Source organism: Nocardiopsis ansamitocini (assembly GCF_030268225.1).
Classification (GTDB): Bacteria; Actinomycetota; Actinomycetes; order Streptosporangiales; family Streptosporangiaceae; genus Nocardiopsis_D; species Nocardiopsis_D ansamitocini.
The window spans coordinates 427,862-443,375 of record NZ_BSQG01000003.1; the positions used below are offsets into that span (position 1 = coordinate 427,862).

Annotated in this window: 14 protein-coding genes; 11 read left to right on the top strand and 3 right to left on the bottom strand. The window is 67.5% G+C overall.

The annotated features are described in order from the left end of the window. Window positions 1-35 precede the first annotated feature (35 nt). The 7 genes from QSJ59_RS11625 to QSJ59_RS11655 all read left to right on the top strand — a co-directional run bounded on the left by QSJ59_RS11625 (window position 36) and on the right by QSJ59_RS11655 (window position 6,597). Window positions 36-485, top strand: coding sequence for a hypothetical protein (locus QSJ59_RS11625; protein WP_285759345.1), 450 nt, complete (start codon window positions 36-38; stop codon window positions 483-485). A 127-nt stretch (window positions 486-612) separates the two neighbouring features. Next, window positions 613-1,878: a cytochrome P450 gene (locus QSJ59_RS11630; protein ID WP_285759346.1), complete on the top strand. Its 1,266-nt coding sequence runs from the start codon at window positions 613-615 to the stop codon at window positions 1,876-1,878. A gap of 55 nt (window positions 1,879-1,933) precedes the next feature. Then, a complete protein-coding gene (locus tag QSJ59_RS11635) occupies window positions 1,934-3,247 on the top strand; it encodes a sugar ABC transporter substrate-binding protein (protein WP_285759348.1) in 1,314 nt (437 codons plus the stop codon). Then, window positions 3,247-4,221: a carbohydrate ABC transporter permease gene (locus QSJ59_RS11640; protein WP_432707468.1), complete on the top strand. Its 975-nt coding sequence runs from the start codon at window positions 3,247-3,249 to the stop codon at window positions 4,219-4,221. Before QSJ59_RS11635 ends, QSJ59_RS11640 begins: the two co-directional genes overlap by 1 nt. Next, window positions 4,218-5,048 carry a carbohydrate ABC transporter permease gene (locus QSJ59_RS11645; protein WP_285759350.1) on the top strand — a complete coding sequence of 277 codons (831 nt, stop codon included), beginning with the start codon at window positions 4,218-4,220 and terminating at the stop codon, window positions 5,046-5,048. The genes QSJ59_RS11640 and QSJ59_RS11645 overlap by 4 nt, the downstream gene beginning before the upstream one ends. Then, window positions 5,045-6,118 carry a glycoside hydrolase family 3 N-terminal domain-containing protein gene (locus tag QSJ59_RS11650; RefSeq protein WP_285759351.1) on the top strand — a complete coding sequence of 358 codons (1,074 nt, stop codon included), beginning with the start codon at window positions 5,045-5,047 and terminating at the stop codon, window positions 6,116-6,118. Before QSJ59_RS11645 ends, QSJ59_RS11650 begins: the two co-directional genes overlap by 4 nt. 329 nt (window positions 6,119-6,447) lie before the next feature. Then, on the top strand, window positions 6,448-6,597 hold the full coding sequence (locus QSJ59_RS11655) for a hypothetical protein (RefSeq protein ID WP_285759353.1): 150 nt from the start codon (window positions 6,448-6,450) through the stop codon (window positions 6,595-6,597). 119 nt (window positions 6,598-6,716) lie between these two features. Here the strand turns inward: QSJ59_RS11655 and QSJ59_RS11660 are convergent, their stop codons facing one another. From QSJ59_RS11660 to QSJ59_RS11670, 3 genes are all read right to left on the bottom strand, one after another. Then, window positions 6,717-7,214 (bottom strand): TspO/MBR family protein, encoded by a 498-nt coding sequence (locus QSJ59_RS11660; RefSeq protein WP_285759354.1) that lies wholly within the window; start codon window positions 7,212-7,214, stop codon window positions 6,717-6,719. A gap of 99 nt (window positions 7,215-7,313) precedes the next feature. Continuing rightward, window positions 7,314-8,861, bottom strand: coding sequence for a long-chain-fatty-acid--CoA ligase (locus QSJ59_RS11665; RefSeq protein WP_285759355.1), 1,548 nt, complete (start codon window positions 8,859-8,861; stop codon window positions 7,314-7,316). Between the two features lie 81 nt (window positions 8,862-8,942). Further along, window positions 8,943-9,362 carry a DUF6406 domain-containing protein gene (locus tag QSJ59_RS11670; RefSeq protein WP_285759356.1) on the bottom strand — a complete coding sequence of 140 codons (420 nt, stop codon included), beginning with the start codon at window positions 9,360-9,362 and terminating at the stop codon, window positions 8,943-8,945. A 913-nt stretch (window positions 9,363-10,275) separates the two neighbouring features. On the opposite strand from QSJ59_RS11670, the gene leuS reads away from it, so the two are divergent. From leuS to QSJ59_RS11690, 4 genes are all read left to right on the top strand, one after another. Further along, entirely contained in the window at window positions 10,276-12,768 is a 2,493-nt protein-coding gene (gene leuS, locus QSJ59_RS11675) for a leucine--tRNA ligase (protein ID WP_285759357.1), read from the top strand. Between the two features lie 99 nt (window positions 12,769-12,867). Then, window positions 12,868-13,485: a hypothetical protein gene (locus QSJ59_RS11680; protein ID WP_285759358.1), complete on the top strand. Its 618-nt coding sequence runs from the start codon at window positions 12,868-12,870 to the stop codon at window positions 13,483-13,485. A 163-nt stretch (window positions 13,486-13,648) separates the two neighbouring features. Continuing rightward, entirely contained in the window at window positions 13,649-14,356 is a 708-nt protein-coding gene (locus QSJ59_RS11685; RefSeq protein WP_285759360.1) for a hypothetical protein, read from the top strand. 97 nt (window positions 14,357-14,453) lie between these two features. Then, the gene (locus tag QSJ59_RS11690) at window positions 14,454-15,449 is read left to right on the top strand and encodes a hypothetical protein (protein WP_285759362.1); all 996 of its coding nucleotides are present in this window, start codon (window positions 14,454-14,456) and stop codon (window positions 15,447-15,449) included. Window positions 15,450-15,514: the final 65 nt, after the last annotated feature.

Sequence of the window (15,514 nt, forward strand, 5' to 3'; positions counted from 1 at the left end):
CCCGGGCGGTGGCCGGCATTGGGCATTATGGGGACATGCCTGGGACAGACGACGCCACCATCAAGCGGATGGCCATCGGCCTCATCGAGACCTATGTCCAATCCGACCCCAAGCGGGTCCGCGCGATCGCCGAGGGCCTCAACGCCGAGGACCTGGCCGCGGTCACCTCCGAACTGAAGGTCTTCGCGGCATTTCTCACCCGGCGGGTCCAGGAGACCGGGGTGGTCTACAAACCCGCCGACTCCAGGGAGGCGGTCGCCCGTGCGGTCGCCGACCTGTTGGAGCCGGAGGTCGAGTTCGCGGTGATCTCGGCCTGGGAGGCGTACTCGATCGGGGAGTACGAGGCCGCCGAAGACCTGACCCGCGGTGACCCGCTCATCTTTCCCCACATGTTGGCCGCCTTCTCCGCGGCCGTGGGCCAGGCCGTCTACGAGCCGGCCGAACTGTTGTCCACGCTGCGGATCGCAGCCGGAATCGACGAGTGAGACGGTGGTGTGCCGCCGCCCGCCGCGGGCGGCGGCACACCCCCGGCACATGACTGCTTGACGGCACCGGGTCCCGTGTCGAGAGTGGAGGTGATGGGCGTCACACGAGCCGGGAGGAAGTCGTTATATGCCCCATGTGCCCCAGATGTCACGACCCGCGGACGTCTCCGACATCGACCTCTCCGACCTCGCTTTCTGGGAGCGTCCGCTCAAGGAACGACACAAGGCATTCGCCCGCCTCCGCCGGTACGACCCCCTCTTCTTCGCAGAGGCGGACATGGGGCCGGTTCCCATCGGCCCCGGATACCACGCCCTGGTCCGCCACGCGGACGTGGTCGAGGCGAGCCGTACGCCGTTGGTCTTCACCTCCGAACCGAGTGCGATCTCCATCCCGGACATGCCACGGGAGTTCAGCGAGTTCTTCGGCTCGATGATCAATCTCGACGACCCCAGGCACGCGCGCATGCGGCGCATCGTCAGCCGAGGCTTCACCCCGCGCATGCTCGCCAAGCTCGACGCCGACATCCAGCGGGTCGCCGCGCGCATCATCGACGACCTGCTCGACACGGGGCCGTGCGACTTCGTCCCCGCTGTATCGGCGCGCCTGCCGCTCACCATCATCTGCGAGATGATGGGAATCCCCGAAGAACAGCACCGACGGGTCTTCGACAACTCCAGCATCGTGCTTGCCGGCTCCGACCCCGATTACCTGGGCAATGATCCCGAGACCGCCGTCCATCGGCTGCTGGCCGCCGGGGGCGAGCTCGCCGCGCTGCTCACCGAGCTTGCCGCCGAGCGTCGGCGCGCCCCGCGCCAGGACCTCACCTCGGCCCTGGTCAGCGCCGACATCGACGGTGACGCACTGACCGACCAGGAAATCGGCTCCTTCTTCATCCTGTTGGCGGTCGCCGGCAACGAGACCACCCGCAACGCCATCTCGCACGCGTTGGCACTGCTCACCCGTTTTCCCGACCAGCGCGACACCTGGTGGTCGGATTTCGAGGCGCACGCGGCCACGGCCGTCGAGGAAATCGTGCGCTACGCCTCCCCGATCACCTGGATGCGGCGCACCCTCAGTCGCGACCACGAAATGAACGGCACCCACTACCGGGCCGGAGACAAGGTGCTGTTGATGTACGCCTCGGCGAACCGGGACTCGGCGGTGTTCACCGACCCCGACCGCTTCGACGTGACCAGGTCGCCCAATCCACACGTCGGTTTCGGGGGGCCGGGGCCGCATTTCTGCCTCGGCGCCCACCTGGCCCGCCGGGAGATCACCGTCATGCTCCGGGAGATGCACCGCAGGGTGCCCACCATCCGCGCCACCTCGGAACCACAGCGGCTGCTGTCCAACTTCGTGAATGGGATCAAGAGCCTGCCATGTGACTTCTAGTCGCGGGCGTGGTCAATCAGCAAAACCGTCACTCTCGGTAGTCATAATGTGACTCATGCGACTCATGTCGCATCACACCACGAGTGACGGAGGCCGTATGGGCCGTACCAGGGCAGCCGTGTCCGTCTTCGCGGCGGGCACGGCACTCGTACTCGCAGCCGCCACGGGATGCACGGCCGGGCACCAGAAACCGACCCTCACCGTCTGGATCATGGCGGGTACCCACCCGGACGCATCCGCCTACTTCGCCGACGCCAACGCCGCCTTCACAGAGTCGACCGGGGCCGACGTCACGGTCGAGTTCATCCCGTGGGGCGACGCCCACGACAAGTTCATCACCGCCATCGCCGGGAACACCGCTCCCGACGTCGCCGAAGTCGGGACCACATGGACCCCTGAATTCGCCGCGGTCGGCGCGCTGGCCGACCTCGGCGACATGGGTTGGCACCCCGGTGCCCACGTGCCCGGACTTGTCGAGGCAGGAACCGTGGACGGTCGGCTCTACGGGGTGCCCTGGCACGTCGCCGTCCGCGCGGTGCTCTACCGTACCGATGTCTTCGAGGACCTCGGCCTGGAACCGCCACGGACCTGGGCCCAGCTGCGCAAGGTCGCACGGACGATCGCCGATCGGCGTCCTGAGCTGACCGCCTTCCCGGTTGCAGGGGGAGCGGAGTACCCCCTGTTGTCCTTCATCTGGGGGGCCGGGGGCGAGATCGCCCTCCAGAACCCCGACGGCACCTGGACGTCGGGCCTGGACAGCCCGGAAGCCCGCGAAGGCATCGCTTTCCTCACCGGCCTGGCCCGGCACGACGGCGTTTCCTCAACGGGCGCGGTCACCTGGCAGGAGACCGACGTCCAGGACAACTTCACCGATGAGCGCGTGGCCATGGCCGTGCTCGGCAGCTGGGCGCCCAAGGCCATCCTCGCCGCCAACCCCGACCTGCGCGGTCGCTTGGCGGCGTTTCCCATACCGGGCAGGGACGGCGGCTACAGTCCTTCCTTCCTGGGCGGCTCCCACCTCTCGATCTTCGAGGGCAGCCGCGAACCCGACCTCGCCCGGCGCTACGTCCAACTCCTGACCGGGGACGAGTATGGGCCGCGTTGGGCACAAGAGACCGACTACTTCCCCGGGCGTACCGATCAGCTGGCGGCCTTCACCGGCTCCACGGATCCGCTGGTGGGACCCTTCGCGGTTCAGCTGAGCGAAGCCGGCAAGGGCTTGCCGGTCACCCCTGCCTACGGTCGTGTGCAGGGACGCAAGATCCTGACCGCCATGGCCCAGGCGATCCTGTCAGGGGAGGATGACGTCGAAGGTGCTTCGACGACCGCGGCGGACCGAGTCACCCAGACCCTCAACGAGGACTCCTAGTGGCGCGCACCGCCGTTCCCGTGCGGGGCGGCCCGGCCGTTTCGGTCAGGCCCACGCCGACGCGCACCTCCCGGCGTCGCCACCGTGCCCCGCTGCGCCCGTTGCTGCTGCTGGCACCGGCACTGGCGGTTATGGGGATCCTGCTGCTCTACCCGTTGGTCCGGGTGGTGCTGTTGTCCTTCCAGGACTACACCCTCGCCAACGTGGTATCAGGTGCGTCCGACTACACCGGTCTGCGCAATTACACCCTCCTGCTGCGCGACCCCTACCTTTGGACGGTCGTTCTTCCCAACACCGTCGTCTTCGCGATACTGGCGGTCGGCGGCACAGTGGTGCTGGGCACCCTCGTCGCACTCCTGCTGCAGTCCCTGCGTCCGCTGTCGCGCACCATCGTGATCGGTTGCGTCCTGGTCGCCTGGGCCATGCCCGCGGTCACCGGCACCTATGTCTGGATCTGGATCTTCGACGTCGACCGAGGAATCGTCTTTCAACTGCTCCACGGAACCGGTCTCCTCGGGGCGGAAGGCCACAACTGGTTCACCGACCGGGTGTCCTTCTACGCCATCGTCGTCCTCAACGTCGTCCACCACGGTTTCCCATTCGTCGCGGTCACCGTTCTGGCAGGACTGCTCACCGTCCCCGGTGAACTCCACGAGGCCGCCCGCCTGGACGGCGCGACGGCCTGGCAGCGGTTTCGCCACATCACCTTTCCCGCAATCCGCCCGGTGTTCGCCGTGGTCACCATCCTCTCCACCATCTGGGACTTCAAGGTGTTCGCGCAGGTCTACCTGATGCCCGGGGGAGCGGGGTCCAACGCCCAGGTCCTCAACCTGGGGGTATGGTCCTACATTCGCTCCTTCGCCCAGCAGAGCTACGGGACCGGAGCGGCGATCGCGGTCCTTCTCACCGCCCTGCTCCTGGCCATCACCCTCGTCTACCTGCGGGTGCTGTTCGGCAGTGAGGAGTTGCGATGACCACCATCGTTCGTTCCGCGACCGGCGCGGCCAGGGCCGGCGCCGTCGCCGTCCTGCTGTCCTTCACGCTCTTTCCCGCCTACTTCATGGTCATCAGCGGCCTCTCCGCCGGCGCAGCCTCGGGAACCGAGGTGCTGGTGCCGGTCAGGCTCACCCTCGCCCACTTCGAGCAGGTCCTGCTGCACGGCGACTTCCTGCGCTATCTGCGCAACTCGGCGGTGGTCGCGATCATCACTGTCGTCGGTTCCGGACTGCTCGCCCTGTTCGCAGCCGTCGCGGTCGCCCGGTTCCGCTTCCGGATGCGCACCACTGTCCTGGTGATGGTCCTGGTCGTCCAGATGGTTCCGCTCGAAGCCCTGGTCATCCCGCTGTTCCTCATGGCCAGGGACCTGCGCATGCTCAATTCGCTGATCGGGCTGGCCGTCGTCTACATCGCCTTGTCGCTGCCGTTCGCCGTGTGGATGCTCCGCGGCTTCGTGGCCGCGGTTCCGGTCGAGGTCGAGGAAGCCGCTGCCATCGACGGCGCCTCCTGGGGCCGCACACTATGGTCGGTGCTGCTCCCACTGGCGGCCCCGGGCCTGGTGGCCTGCTCGATCTTCTCCTTCATCACTGCCTGGAACGAGTTCATCCTTGCCTTGACCTTTATGAACGACAGCGACAAGTTCACCGCGGCCGTCGGCCTGCGCCAGTTCTTCGGGCTCAACACCACCGCGTGGGGGCCGGTCATGGCGGCCTCGACGCTCATCACCCTGCCGGTCATGGTGTTCTTCCTCTTCGTCCAACGAGGACTGGTCTCGGGCCTGGCGGCCGGGGCGGTCAAAGGATGACCGACCCCGAACTCCACCGCATGGCGTCCACCGTCCTCATGCCCGGTTTCTCCGGAACCCGGGTGCCCGACTGGCTGGCCAGAGCCATCGACGACGGCCTCGGTGCCGTCCTTTACTTCGCCCACAACCTCACCGAGGACCCGGCCGGGCTGTCCGCCCGACTGCACGCGCTCCGCCCCGACCTCTTGGTGGCATCCGACGAGGAGGGCGGCAGGGTCACCCGGCTGCACGCGGCCACCGGTTCGCCCTACCCCGGCCACTCCGAGCTGGGACGAGCGGGTGACGTCCGCCTGACCCAGGCCACGGCCGCGGAGCTCGGACAGGACCTGCGGGCGGCCGGGATCGACCTTGCCCTCTCGCCGGTGGTTGATGCCAACACCGATCCCGCCAATCCGGTGATCGGCGATCGTGCCTTCGGCTCCGACCCCCGGACGGTCGCCCTGCACGGGGCGGCCTTCGTCACGGGAATGCAGTCCACCGGGGTCGCGGCCTGCGCCAAGCACTTTCCCGGTCATGGGGACACCCGCACCGACTCCCACCTCGACCTGCCAGTGGTCGACATCGATGCCGCAACCCTGCGCGGCCGGGAACTCGGACCTTTCGCCGAGGCGATCCGGGCCGGGGTACGTACCGTCATGGTGGGCCACATCCGCGTTCCTGTCCTGGACGAGGCCCCGGCCAGCGTCGCCCCCCGCGCCTACGCACTGCTGCGCAAAGAGCTGGGTTTCACCGGGGCAGCCGTCACCGACGCACTCGACATGCGTGGGCTCAGCCGGTACACGGGGGCGACGACGGTGGAGGAGGCGGTCGGAGCCGGCGCGGTAGCAGCGTTGGCCGCGGGAGCGGACCTGCTGTGCCTGGGCAATCCGGTTCGCGACCCCATCGGTGGTGAAGCGGTTTTCAGCGCCGCCAGGGATCGCCTCCTGGCCGGGATCGCCGATGGCTCGGTCCATCCAGACCGACTCGCCGAGGCAGCCGCTCGAATGCGTGAACTGGCCCGCTCGTCGATACGCGCGCCCGGGGTGCTTGACCAGCGCGGTGGTGGTCGTGGATCGTTTCCTCGACGGTGACGCCCGCCAGGCGGTGCCGTTCCGGGGGACGGTGCCGGGGAGGGCGCCGTCCGGTTGGGCCCGGACCACGCGACAGCATGGGGAGACCGCCGTGAACACCCAGCTCGACAACCATCCGATCGAGCCTGCCGACCCCTGGCCGCAGAGCCCGACCGACGTCCCCATCCGCTGTAACGTCTGCATGGATACGCGGTTTTTCGCCGACCGCCATGCCGGTCACCACGAGGACTACCGTCCGGGGCCCCACTGCAGGACGTGTGGGAAACCGATTGAGTTTCGGTGTACCGCATGTGACTCTCAGTGGAGGCCGCTGTCCTGAGGGGAAGCTGATGTCAACCTGCAGAACCTGCAACGGAACCGGGGAGATCGACATCATCACCACGGACGAGAACGGAGATCGGGTCAAGCGGCACCAGCCCTGCCACGCGTGCGGGGGAGCCGGTGAGCGCCACGACTGGCCACCGCCCGGACGGCGCTAGCGTCGTCCGGATCGAAATTCCGTGGAGATGGCTTCCGGAGGCGCTGTCGGCGGACGTCCGCCGACAGCGCCCGACGGGACCGAAGGGCCGCGGGGCAGGAATGCCGCGACGGCGCCTCGTCAGTTGAGCTGCCAGATCGCGAAGTTGAGCGCACCCGCGTACGTCACCCAGGCGATGTAGGGCACCAACAGGGCCGTGGCGACGGTGCTGTGGCGACGAAACAACACGATGGTCGCCACGACCGTCAGCCACAGCAGGCCGATCTCGGCCAGTGCAAGGCCGTAGAGCCCGGCACCGAAGAACAACGGGGTCCACAGGGCATTGAGCACCAATTGAACGGCGTAGACCGTGAGCGCGGTGGCAGCGCCCCGCCACCCCGACGCCCGCCACACCAACCAGCCGGCGATCGCGATGAGGATGTATAGGACCGTCCAAGCGGGTCCGAACAGCCACTGAGGAGGAGCCCAGGAAGGCAGCGTCAGCGCGTTGTAAACCTGGCCGGCGTTGGCGGAAGCGAGACCACCGATCAGCGCGGTGGCCAGCACCGCAGCCCCGAACGCCACCCCTGCCGTCAGCCCCGGTCCCCAGGTCGACCGTGACGGTGTATGAGTCGTCATAAGAACCTCTCCGCACTAGGTCGTGACCGTCGGTAACGAACTGCCCGGGAAGGGTGACAGCAAACACGGGACAGCTGTTCGGCCCCTGCGCCCGCTTCCCTAGCGGAGCTCGCGTTTGAGGATCTTGCCGGTCGCGGTCATCGGGAGCGCATCCAGGAATTCCACGATCCGCGGGTACTTGTAGGCGGCCAGTTCCTCCTTGGACCAGTCGATCAGTTCCTGCTCGGTGGTCTGAGAACCATCCGCCCGGATCACGTAAGCCTTGATCTCCTCGCCGTGGGTCTCGTGGGCCACGCCCACGACCGCGCACAGGCTCACCCCGGGGTGCGTCATCAGCACCTCTTCCAGCTCACGCGGGTAGACGTTGTAGCCGCCGCGGATGATCATGTCTTTGGAACGGTCGATGATGAAGTAGAAACCGTCCTCGTCGCGACGTGCGATGTCACCGGTACGGAACCAGCCGTTGCGGATGACCTGCTCGTTGATATCGGGGCGTTCGTGGTAGCCCTTCATGACGCAGTGGCCGCGCACCGCGATCTCGCCCGTCCCGACCCCCTCGACGGCGGCGAAGTCCTCGTCGACGAGCATCATCTCCACTCCCCAGATCGGCACACCGATGGACCCGGTCCTGGACAGCTTCCGTGGATTGTTGAAGGAGACCACGGGGGAGGTCTCGGAAAGGCCGTAGCCCTCCAGGATGTCCACCCCGAACTTCTCCTTGATCTGTTTGGTGACCTCCGCGGGCAACGGGGAACCGCCCGAGACGGCGGTGGTGAGGGCGGAGGTGATCGCGTCGAGATCGTGCTCGCCCTTGGCGTTCAGCAGCCCCCAGTACATCGTCGGGACACCGGCGAAGATCGTCACGCCTTCGCGCTCCATCAGCGTCAGTGTCTCGTCGCCCTCGAAACGCGCCTGGAGCACGATCGTGCCGTGCCGGTAGAACCCCAGGTTCATCATCGTGGTCTGTCCGAAGATGTGGAACAGGGGAAGGACCGCCAGGAAGACGTCGTGGTCGGTGGGGGACCGCCCGAACAGGCCGTCACAGGCGACCGCGTTGAACAGCAGGTTGTTGTGCGACAACTGCGCGCCCTTGGGTTGACCGGTCGTTCCGCTGGTGTAGATGATCACCGCGGTGTCGTCCGCCTCGGTGCGAACCGTGTCGAAGGTGCCGGGCTGTCCTTCCAGCGCGGCCCAGAAGGTCTGCGCACCCTCGATCGCGGACTCCGTCGCCCCGGCCACCGGGGGCAGGTCGATGTAGACCGCGCACTCCTCGACCGCGGTGAACGCCTTCCACGCCCGCTCGCCCAGAGGGAGCTCGGCTGTTCCGGTGAAGGCGAACAGCGCCTTCGCGCCGGAGTCGCGCAGGTGGTATTCGATCTCACGAGGGGTCAACAGGACGTTCAGCGGGACCACGACCGCGCCTGCCTTCAGCGCGCCGAAGTAGACGAACGGGAAATAGGGCAGGTTCGGACACGCGATCGCCACCCGGTCCCCACGCCCGATCCCCTTGGCGACCAGGAGATTGGCCACCTGGTTGGCGAGCATGTCCACCAGCGTGTAGTTCAACCGGAGGTCACCGAAGACCACGGCGTCGCGCTCAGGCTGGTTCCGGGCCCCGTCCTCCAGCAGTACCGAAAGGTTGAGCATCGAGTCCCCTCCTAAGAGTGTTGTCGATCACTGTTCTACCGCACGGTAACTTCTGGGAGAAGGGCGGGGCGCCGAGGCGACTCAGTTCTTCCTGGTGAGCGTCGTGGAACCGGGCATCGAGTCGCTGAAACCCAGTTCGGAGACGCGCCAGGTCTCGCCGCCCAGTTCCAGTTCGTCACCGTGGCCCAGCGTGTGCTCGGCGCTCTCGCCGCCTTCGGGCGCCACCGTGATGTCCACATTGCTCTCCGGGCCGTCGCTGTGCCCGGTGATCTCCAGTGCGATGGTCTCCGAACCCGACGTCCGCAGCGTGTAGGGGATGCCTTCGGTCAGCTGGATGCGGTCGTCGTTCTCGCCGAGGACCGGGGCAGGGCTTCGATCGGCTGCCACGTCGGCCTGGGGCTCCTCGCCGGAGCAGGCGGTGAGCCCGGCGCCGAGGGTCAGACCGATGGCGGTGACGGCTGCGAGGCGGGCGAGCCCGCTGAAACGTTCGGGGACGGTCATGAGCTGTGTGTCTCCAAAGGCTGTGGGACGCCGGAACGCCGGCGCGTCCGGCGGCGTGCTGTCAAGTCTGATCCCGACCTGCGGTAACGGTGTGCTGGACACGCGGGTGTCGGGGAGACCGGGGGGCGGCCACGCGTTGTGCATTCTTGCACCGGTGGGCGGCGGGGCGGTTGCCGTGCAGTTGGCCCACCCGCGTACCGAAACACCGGGTGGTCGCCTCCGCCGTATGGCGGTCGGCATGTTCGTCGCGCACGTCCGGGGAGAACGCCCAGATCGGGTAGGGCTGCTCGGTTGATGTCGAATGGCGCGCAACTGTTCGCGAGTTCCGCGCGGGCCGCTGGGCGTTCAGGCGGCGGCGCAGCGATTCTTCGGAAAAATCTTACTCTTTTGCGCAATATCACCGCGCTTTCGGCGAGTAAAAACTCGCACAGTATGGTGAAGGTCGCAAAAAAGTGCAAAGTTTGCAGGCTCTCTCTTCTTGGTCAAGCGGGTTGCCCGCGAGGAGGGGGCGAAACGCGCTGACCGGTCCCGCGTCGACAGGGGGCCGACCGTGTTGCCCGCTCCGCACTTTTTGGTCGAAGGGTGCTGAGCCCCGTGTGCCACCAGCTGCCCGTCCCCGAGGGGCGGACAGCCACTGAAGGCCGACGGTCCGTCCGTGACCTGCGTTCTGCGCATGGCCTGCCTGAGGGGTCGGTGCAGGTCATCTTGGTTTCGGGGGTACCTGTTCGCCGCACTGCCGGCGCTCTCGCCGCTCCGTCAACGGCTCCGGTGGTGGCGCGCTAACCTTGAGGTTCAGACACCCGGCCGGCGGTACGTTTCCGGTGCGCCCGATCCACGGTGGCGCGCACATGGTCCGCCCGGTGCGCAAGCCCGTCTGCCCCCAGGATGAACCCGGTAGAGGACACTTCCAACAATGACAGCGGTTAGCGGCGAGCAAGCGGTGAGCGACTCCTACGACGCCCGCGTGCTCCAGGACAAGTGGCAGGCCCGCTGGGCCAAGGAGAACCCCTTCGCGGCCAGCGAGGACCCGGCCGACGACCGTCCGCGCAGCTTCATCGTGGACATGTTCCCTTATCCCTCGGGCGACCTCCACATGGGGCACGCCGAGGCGTTCGCGATCGGTGACGTGATCGCGCGCTACCGTTTCCAGCTCGGGGAGAACGTCCTTCACCCGATCGGCTGGGACTCCTTCGGTCTGCCCGCCGAGAACGCCGCGATCAAACACGACACCCACCCCGCCGAGTGGACCTACGCCAACATCGAGACCCAGGCGGAGTCGTTCAAGCGCTACGGCATCGCGCTGGACTGGTCGCGTCGGTTGCACACCAGCGATCCGGAGTACTACCGCTGGAACCAGTGGATGTTCGTCCGTTTCTTCCGCAAGGGCCTTGCCTACCGCAAGGACGGCTTGGTCAACTGGTGCCCCAAGGACCAGACCGTACTGGCCAACGAGCAGGTCGTCCAGGGTCGGTGCGAGCGCTGCCACACCGAGGTCGAGCGTCGCGCACTGAACCAGTGGTACTACAAGATCACCGACTACGCCCAGCGTCTGCTGGACGACATGGAGCAGTTGCGCGGCGGCTGGGCCGATGACGTGCTGACCATGCAGCGCAACTGGATCGGCCGCTCCCAGGGCGCTGACGTGGACTTCGCGATCGAGGGGCGCGAAGAGCCGGTCACCGTCTTCACCACTCGTCCCGACACTCTTTACGGTGCGACCTTCTTCGTGGTGGCCGCAGACGCTCCGCTGGCCGACGAACTGTGCGCGGCCGAGCAGCGCACCGTGTTCGAGGAGTACCGCGCCAAGGTCGGCAAGCTGTCCGACATCGAGCGCCAGTCCACCGACCGTGAGAAGACCGGCGTCTTCCTGGGCCGGTACGCCATCAACCCGGTCAACGGCGAGCGCATCCCGGTATGGGCAGCGGACTACGTGCTGGCCGACTACGGGCACGGTGCGATCATGGCGGTACCCGCGCACGATCAGCGCGACCTCGACTTCGCACGCACCTTCGACCTGCCCGTGCGCGTCGTCGTCGAGACGGGTGAGGCCGACCCCGCCGAGACGGGGACCGCCACCGCCGGCGAGGGCACCCTGGTCAACTCCGGCCCGCTGGACGGCATGACCAAGACCGACGCCATCCCGCAGATCATCGAGGTCCTGGCCCAGCGCGGCACCGGTTCGGGCACCATCAACTACCGATTGCGCGACTGGCTGTTGTCGCGCCAGCGGTTCTGGGGCACCCCGATCCCGATCATCCACTGCCCCGCGTGCGGTGAGGTCCCCGTCCCCGATGACCAGCTGCCGGTGCGGTTGCCCGACAACCTCCGCGGCGCCGACCTCGCCCCCAAGGGGGTCTCCCCGCTGGCCGCGGCCAGCGACTGGGTCAACGTCGACTGCCCGGAGTGCGGTGGCGCAGCCAAGCGCGACACCGACACCATGGACACCTTCGTCGACTCCTCGTGGTACTTCCTGCGCTACTGCTCCCCGGACTTCGACACCGCGCCCTTCGATCCCGAGAAGGTCGCCGAGTGGGGGCCGGTGGACCAGTACATCGGCGGAAAGGAGCACGCGATCCTGCACCTGCTGTACGCGCGCTTCTTCACCAAGGTGCTGTACGACATGGGCATGATCTCCTTCACCGAGCCCTTCACCCGGCTGCTCAACCAGGGCCAGGTGATCAACGAGGGCCGGGCCATGTCCAAGTCCCTGGGCAACGGGGTCGATCTCGGCAAGGAGATCGACCGTTTCGGGGTGGACGCGGTACGCCTCACCGTCATCTTCGCCGGGCCGCCCGAGGAGGACATCGACTGGGCCGATGTCTCCCCGGCCGCGTCCCTGAAGTTCCTCAACCGTGCCTACCGCGTCATGGCTCAGGCCGGTGCGGCTTCCGCTCCAGGTCTGGACCCCGTTACGGGAGACCTGGAGCTGCGCAAGGCCACGCACCAGGCGTTGGCCAAGATCACGGAGGCGGTCGAGGCCCAGCGCTTCAACGTCGCCATCGCACGCACCATGGAACTGGTCACCGCTGCGCGCAAGGCCATCGAGGCCGGCCTCGCGGCCGACCCTGCGGTGCGCGAGGCCGCCGAGACCATCGCCATCACCCTGGCGCTGTTCGCCCCCTACGTGGCCGAAGAAGGCTGGGAACTGCTCGGCCACGCCGGCTCGGTGACCGTGGGCAACTGGCGTAGTCCTGATCCCGCCCTGCTGGTCCAGGAATCCGTCACCTGTGTCGTCCAGGTCGCCAGCAAGCTCCGCGACAAGATCGAGGTCGCCCCCGACATCTCCGCCGAAGAGTTGGAGCGGTTGGCGCTGGCCTCGGAAAAGGTCAAAAACTCCATCGGCGACCGTCAGATCCGCAAGGTCGTCGTCCGTCAGCCCAAACTGGTGAACATCGTGGTCGCCTAGACCGGGCACGGTATCTTCGGCGCGGGCGGGCCCGGTGGGCCCGCCCGCGCGTTCATCCACCAGAAGGAACGGCAGCTGCGCAACGAACGGGGCGGGCAGATGACCCAAGCGAGTCGGCGCAATGTCCTGCTGCGCTTGGCGGGAGCCGTTGTCGGCCTCGTGGTGGTGGTCGCGCTGGCCATCACCGGTGGCCTGATGGTGGGGGAGCGAACCCCGGCCGGACCGGCCGGGGCCGACGACCATGCAACGGCGCCCGCCTGTAACGCCGCACTTCCCCAGGACGTCATCGAGGCCGCCGTGCCCTCGGCAGTCCTCGACGCTGCGGACGAGGGGCCGCTGTCCGACGGAACCATCACCACGTGTGCCTGGTCAGCGACCGAGGGCCCTGCGCGAGCCCTCACCCTTGCCTTCTCCGTGTACTTCACCGATAGTGCAGCGGAGACCACCGGTGAGGAGCTGGCCACAACCAGGCTCGAACGACTGACCGATGCCAGTGGTGCGGACGGGACCGAATCTGTCGACTCGCTCGGCGACGGAGTTCTCGTGTGGCCGGATTCGGCCATCCCGGGGTCGGCGCAGACCGTCTTCCGGGACAAGAACCTGGTGGTCCGGGTCTGGTACAGCGGAACCAGGTCGGACAACGACGCACCCCTTCCCTACACAGACGCCCGGGACACCGTTGTCGACCTGGCCGAACAACTGGCGTCCTCCCTTTAGGGAACCGAAGAGCGGCAGCGTTGTTCTCATCCACCGAGCGGCCTGTGTCGATCCGGTAACCGGTGCCCTTTTTGTGGGGAGTCGGAAGGCGCTGATAGTAGCGTTGACCTGTGCACGGGCCGTTCGGACAACCACGGCCGTGACGAGGAAGGAACCGATCCACATGGTCCAGCCGCCCCACGGGGGGTCCCCTGCCCCCGTGCAGGGGAGCTCTCCGACGCAACCCGGTCAGCCGGATGCGTCATCCGATGTTCCCGCTTCGGTCGAGGCGGCCCCGAAGAGCCGCCGCGGTTGCGCGGCCATCGTCCTGATCAGTGCGGTCACTGTCATCCTGCTCCTCGGGGGAACGGGCATCGGCGTCTACGTTTGGCTGAGCGGGCCGGGAGGTCGGTACGAGGCGGCTCCTGGCTGCGTGCAAGCGGAGGGAGACTCCCTGGCGCAGCTCGTCAACGACCCCGACCTCGACCTCGACGGCCCTATCGACACCCGGGGACAGGCCTGGTGGGACGGCAACCAGTGCCGATGGACCACCACCGAGACCTCGGCGGGGATGCCTGCCAGCGCCAGCGTCTCGTTCATCCGCAGCGGGAACCGCATGGGTATCGGCGGGGAGACCGCGGCGAAGGACGACCTGGAGCGCGCCCCCGGAGGCATCGTCTACACCGATCTCGACGACCTCGGCGATGAGGCGATCCGGTGGTACGACGACCGCAGCCGGCACGGTTGCGCTGCCAGTCGGATCTCCAACCTCGTGGTCACTGCTTGTTACGAAGCCAGCAAGGATTTCGCGGCGAGCAAGGACATCGGCCAGGACGAGGCGATCAAAGGGGCGGTGAACCTGGCGAGGGAGATCGTCACTTCCGTGCAGTAAGACTGATCCCCACCCGTCGGCCGCATTCTTCCCCGGACAGCCGCGCGCAGCGCGCCCATCCCCTGTCACCCAATCCATCTGCCAGTGAGGACGTCTCATGGCTCAGCCTCCCAGTGGTCCCCAGCAACCGTATGAACAGCAGCCCCACGGGGAGGGAGGAGGCCCCCCTGAAGGTCCCGGCGGGGCCTACGGTCATCCCCAGCAGCCCTACGGGGAACAGTCGTACGGGTCCGGTGGTTATCCGCCGCCCGGCTCCCCCGGTCCCGGCGGGGCCTACGGTCATCCCCAGCAGCCCTACGGAGAGCAGTCGTACGGGTCCGGTGGTTATCCGCCGCCCGGCTCCCCCGGTCCCGGTGGAGCATACGGTCATCCCCAGCAGCCCTACGGCCAGATGCCGTACGGCGGTCAGCCCGGTTATGGCGGAGGGTTCCAGCCGCCGCCTCCCGCCAAGAGCAACGGCTGTCTGATCGGAGGGATCATCGGGGCGGTCGTTGTCCTGCTGCTGGTGATCGGACTCGTCGTGGTGGTCGTGGTCGGACTGTCCGCCAGCGACTCCTCCTCGGGGCCGTCCGATTCCGGCACAGGCACCCCTGAAGCGACCTATTTCAGTCAGCTTCCCGGGTGCGAGGTCTTCGAGGGGCCGCAACTGGAGGAGATCGTCCCCGACCTCCAGAACCAGACGGACGAGGCCAGCGACACAGAGGGAGAGGACTGGTGGGAGGGGCGCACCTGCGTGTGGCAGACCAGCCCCAGCAGCTTCGAGCGTTCCGGCTACGTGTGGGCGATGGTCATGCGCAACGACGACGAGGGCTTGACCAGTGCAGACCAGTGGGCAGCGGACGACTTGGCCCTTTACGCCGAGGACTATCCCACCACTGACGTCCCGGGGCTGGGCGATGGGGCTGTCAGCTGGTACGACACCGATAAAAAGCTGGGATGCGTGGCGGCCTACGTCAGCAATGTCTCGCTGGCCACCTGCTATGACTCCTTCACCAGCGCCGAGGACTCCATTCCCGAGGCCGACGCCGTCGCTTCAGCCGACGAACTCGCCCGTGCCGCGATGACGGCCATCGAGGAGGGCGACTACCGCTGAGCCGACGGCTCCGGCGGTGAGGGACGAATCGTGCCCCGGTGCTCCGACCTTGTCGATGCGCCGGG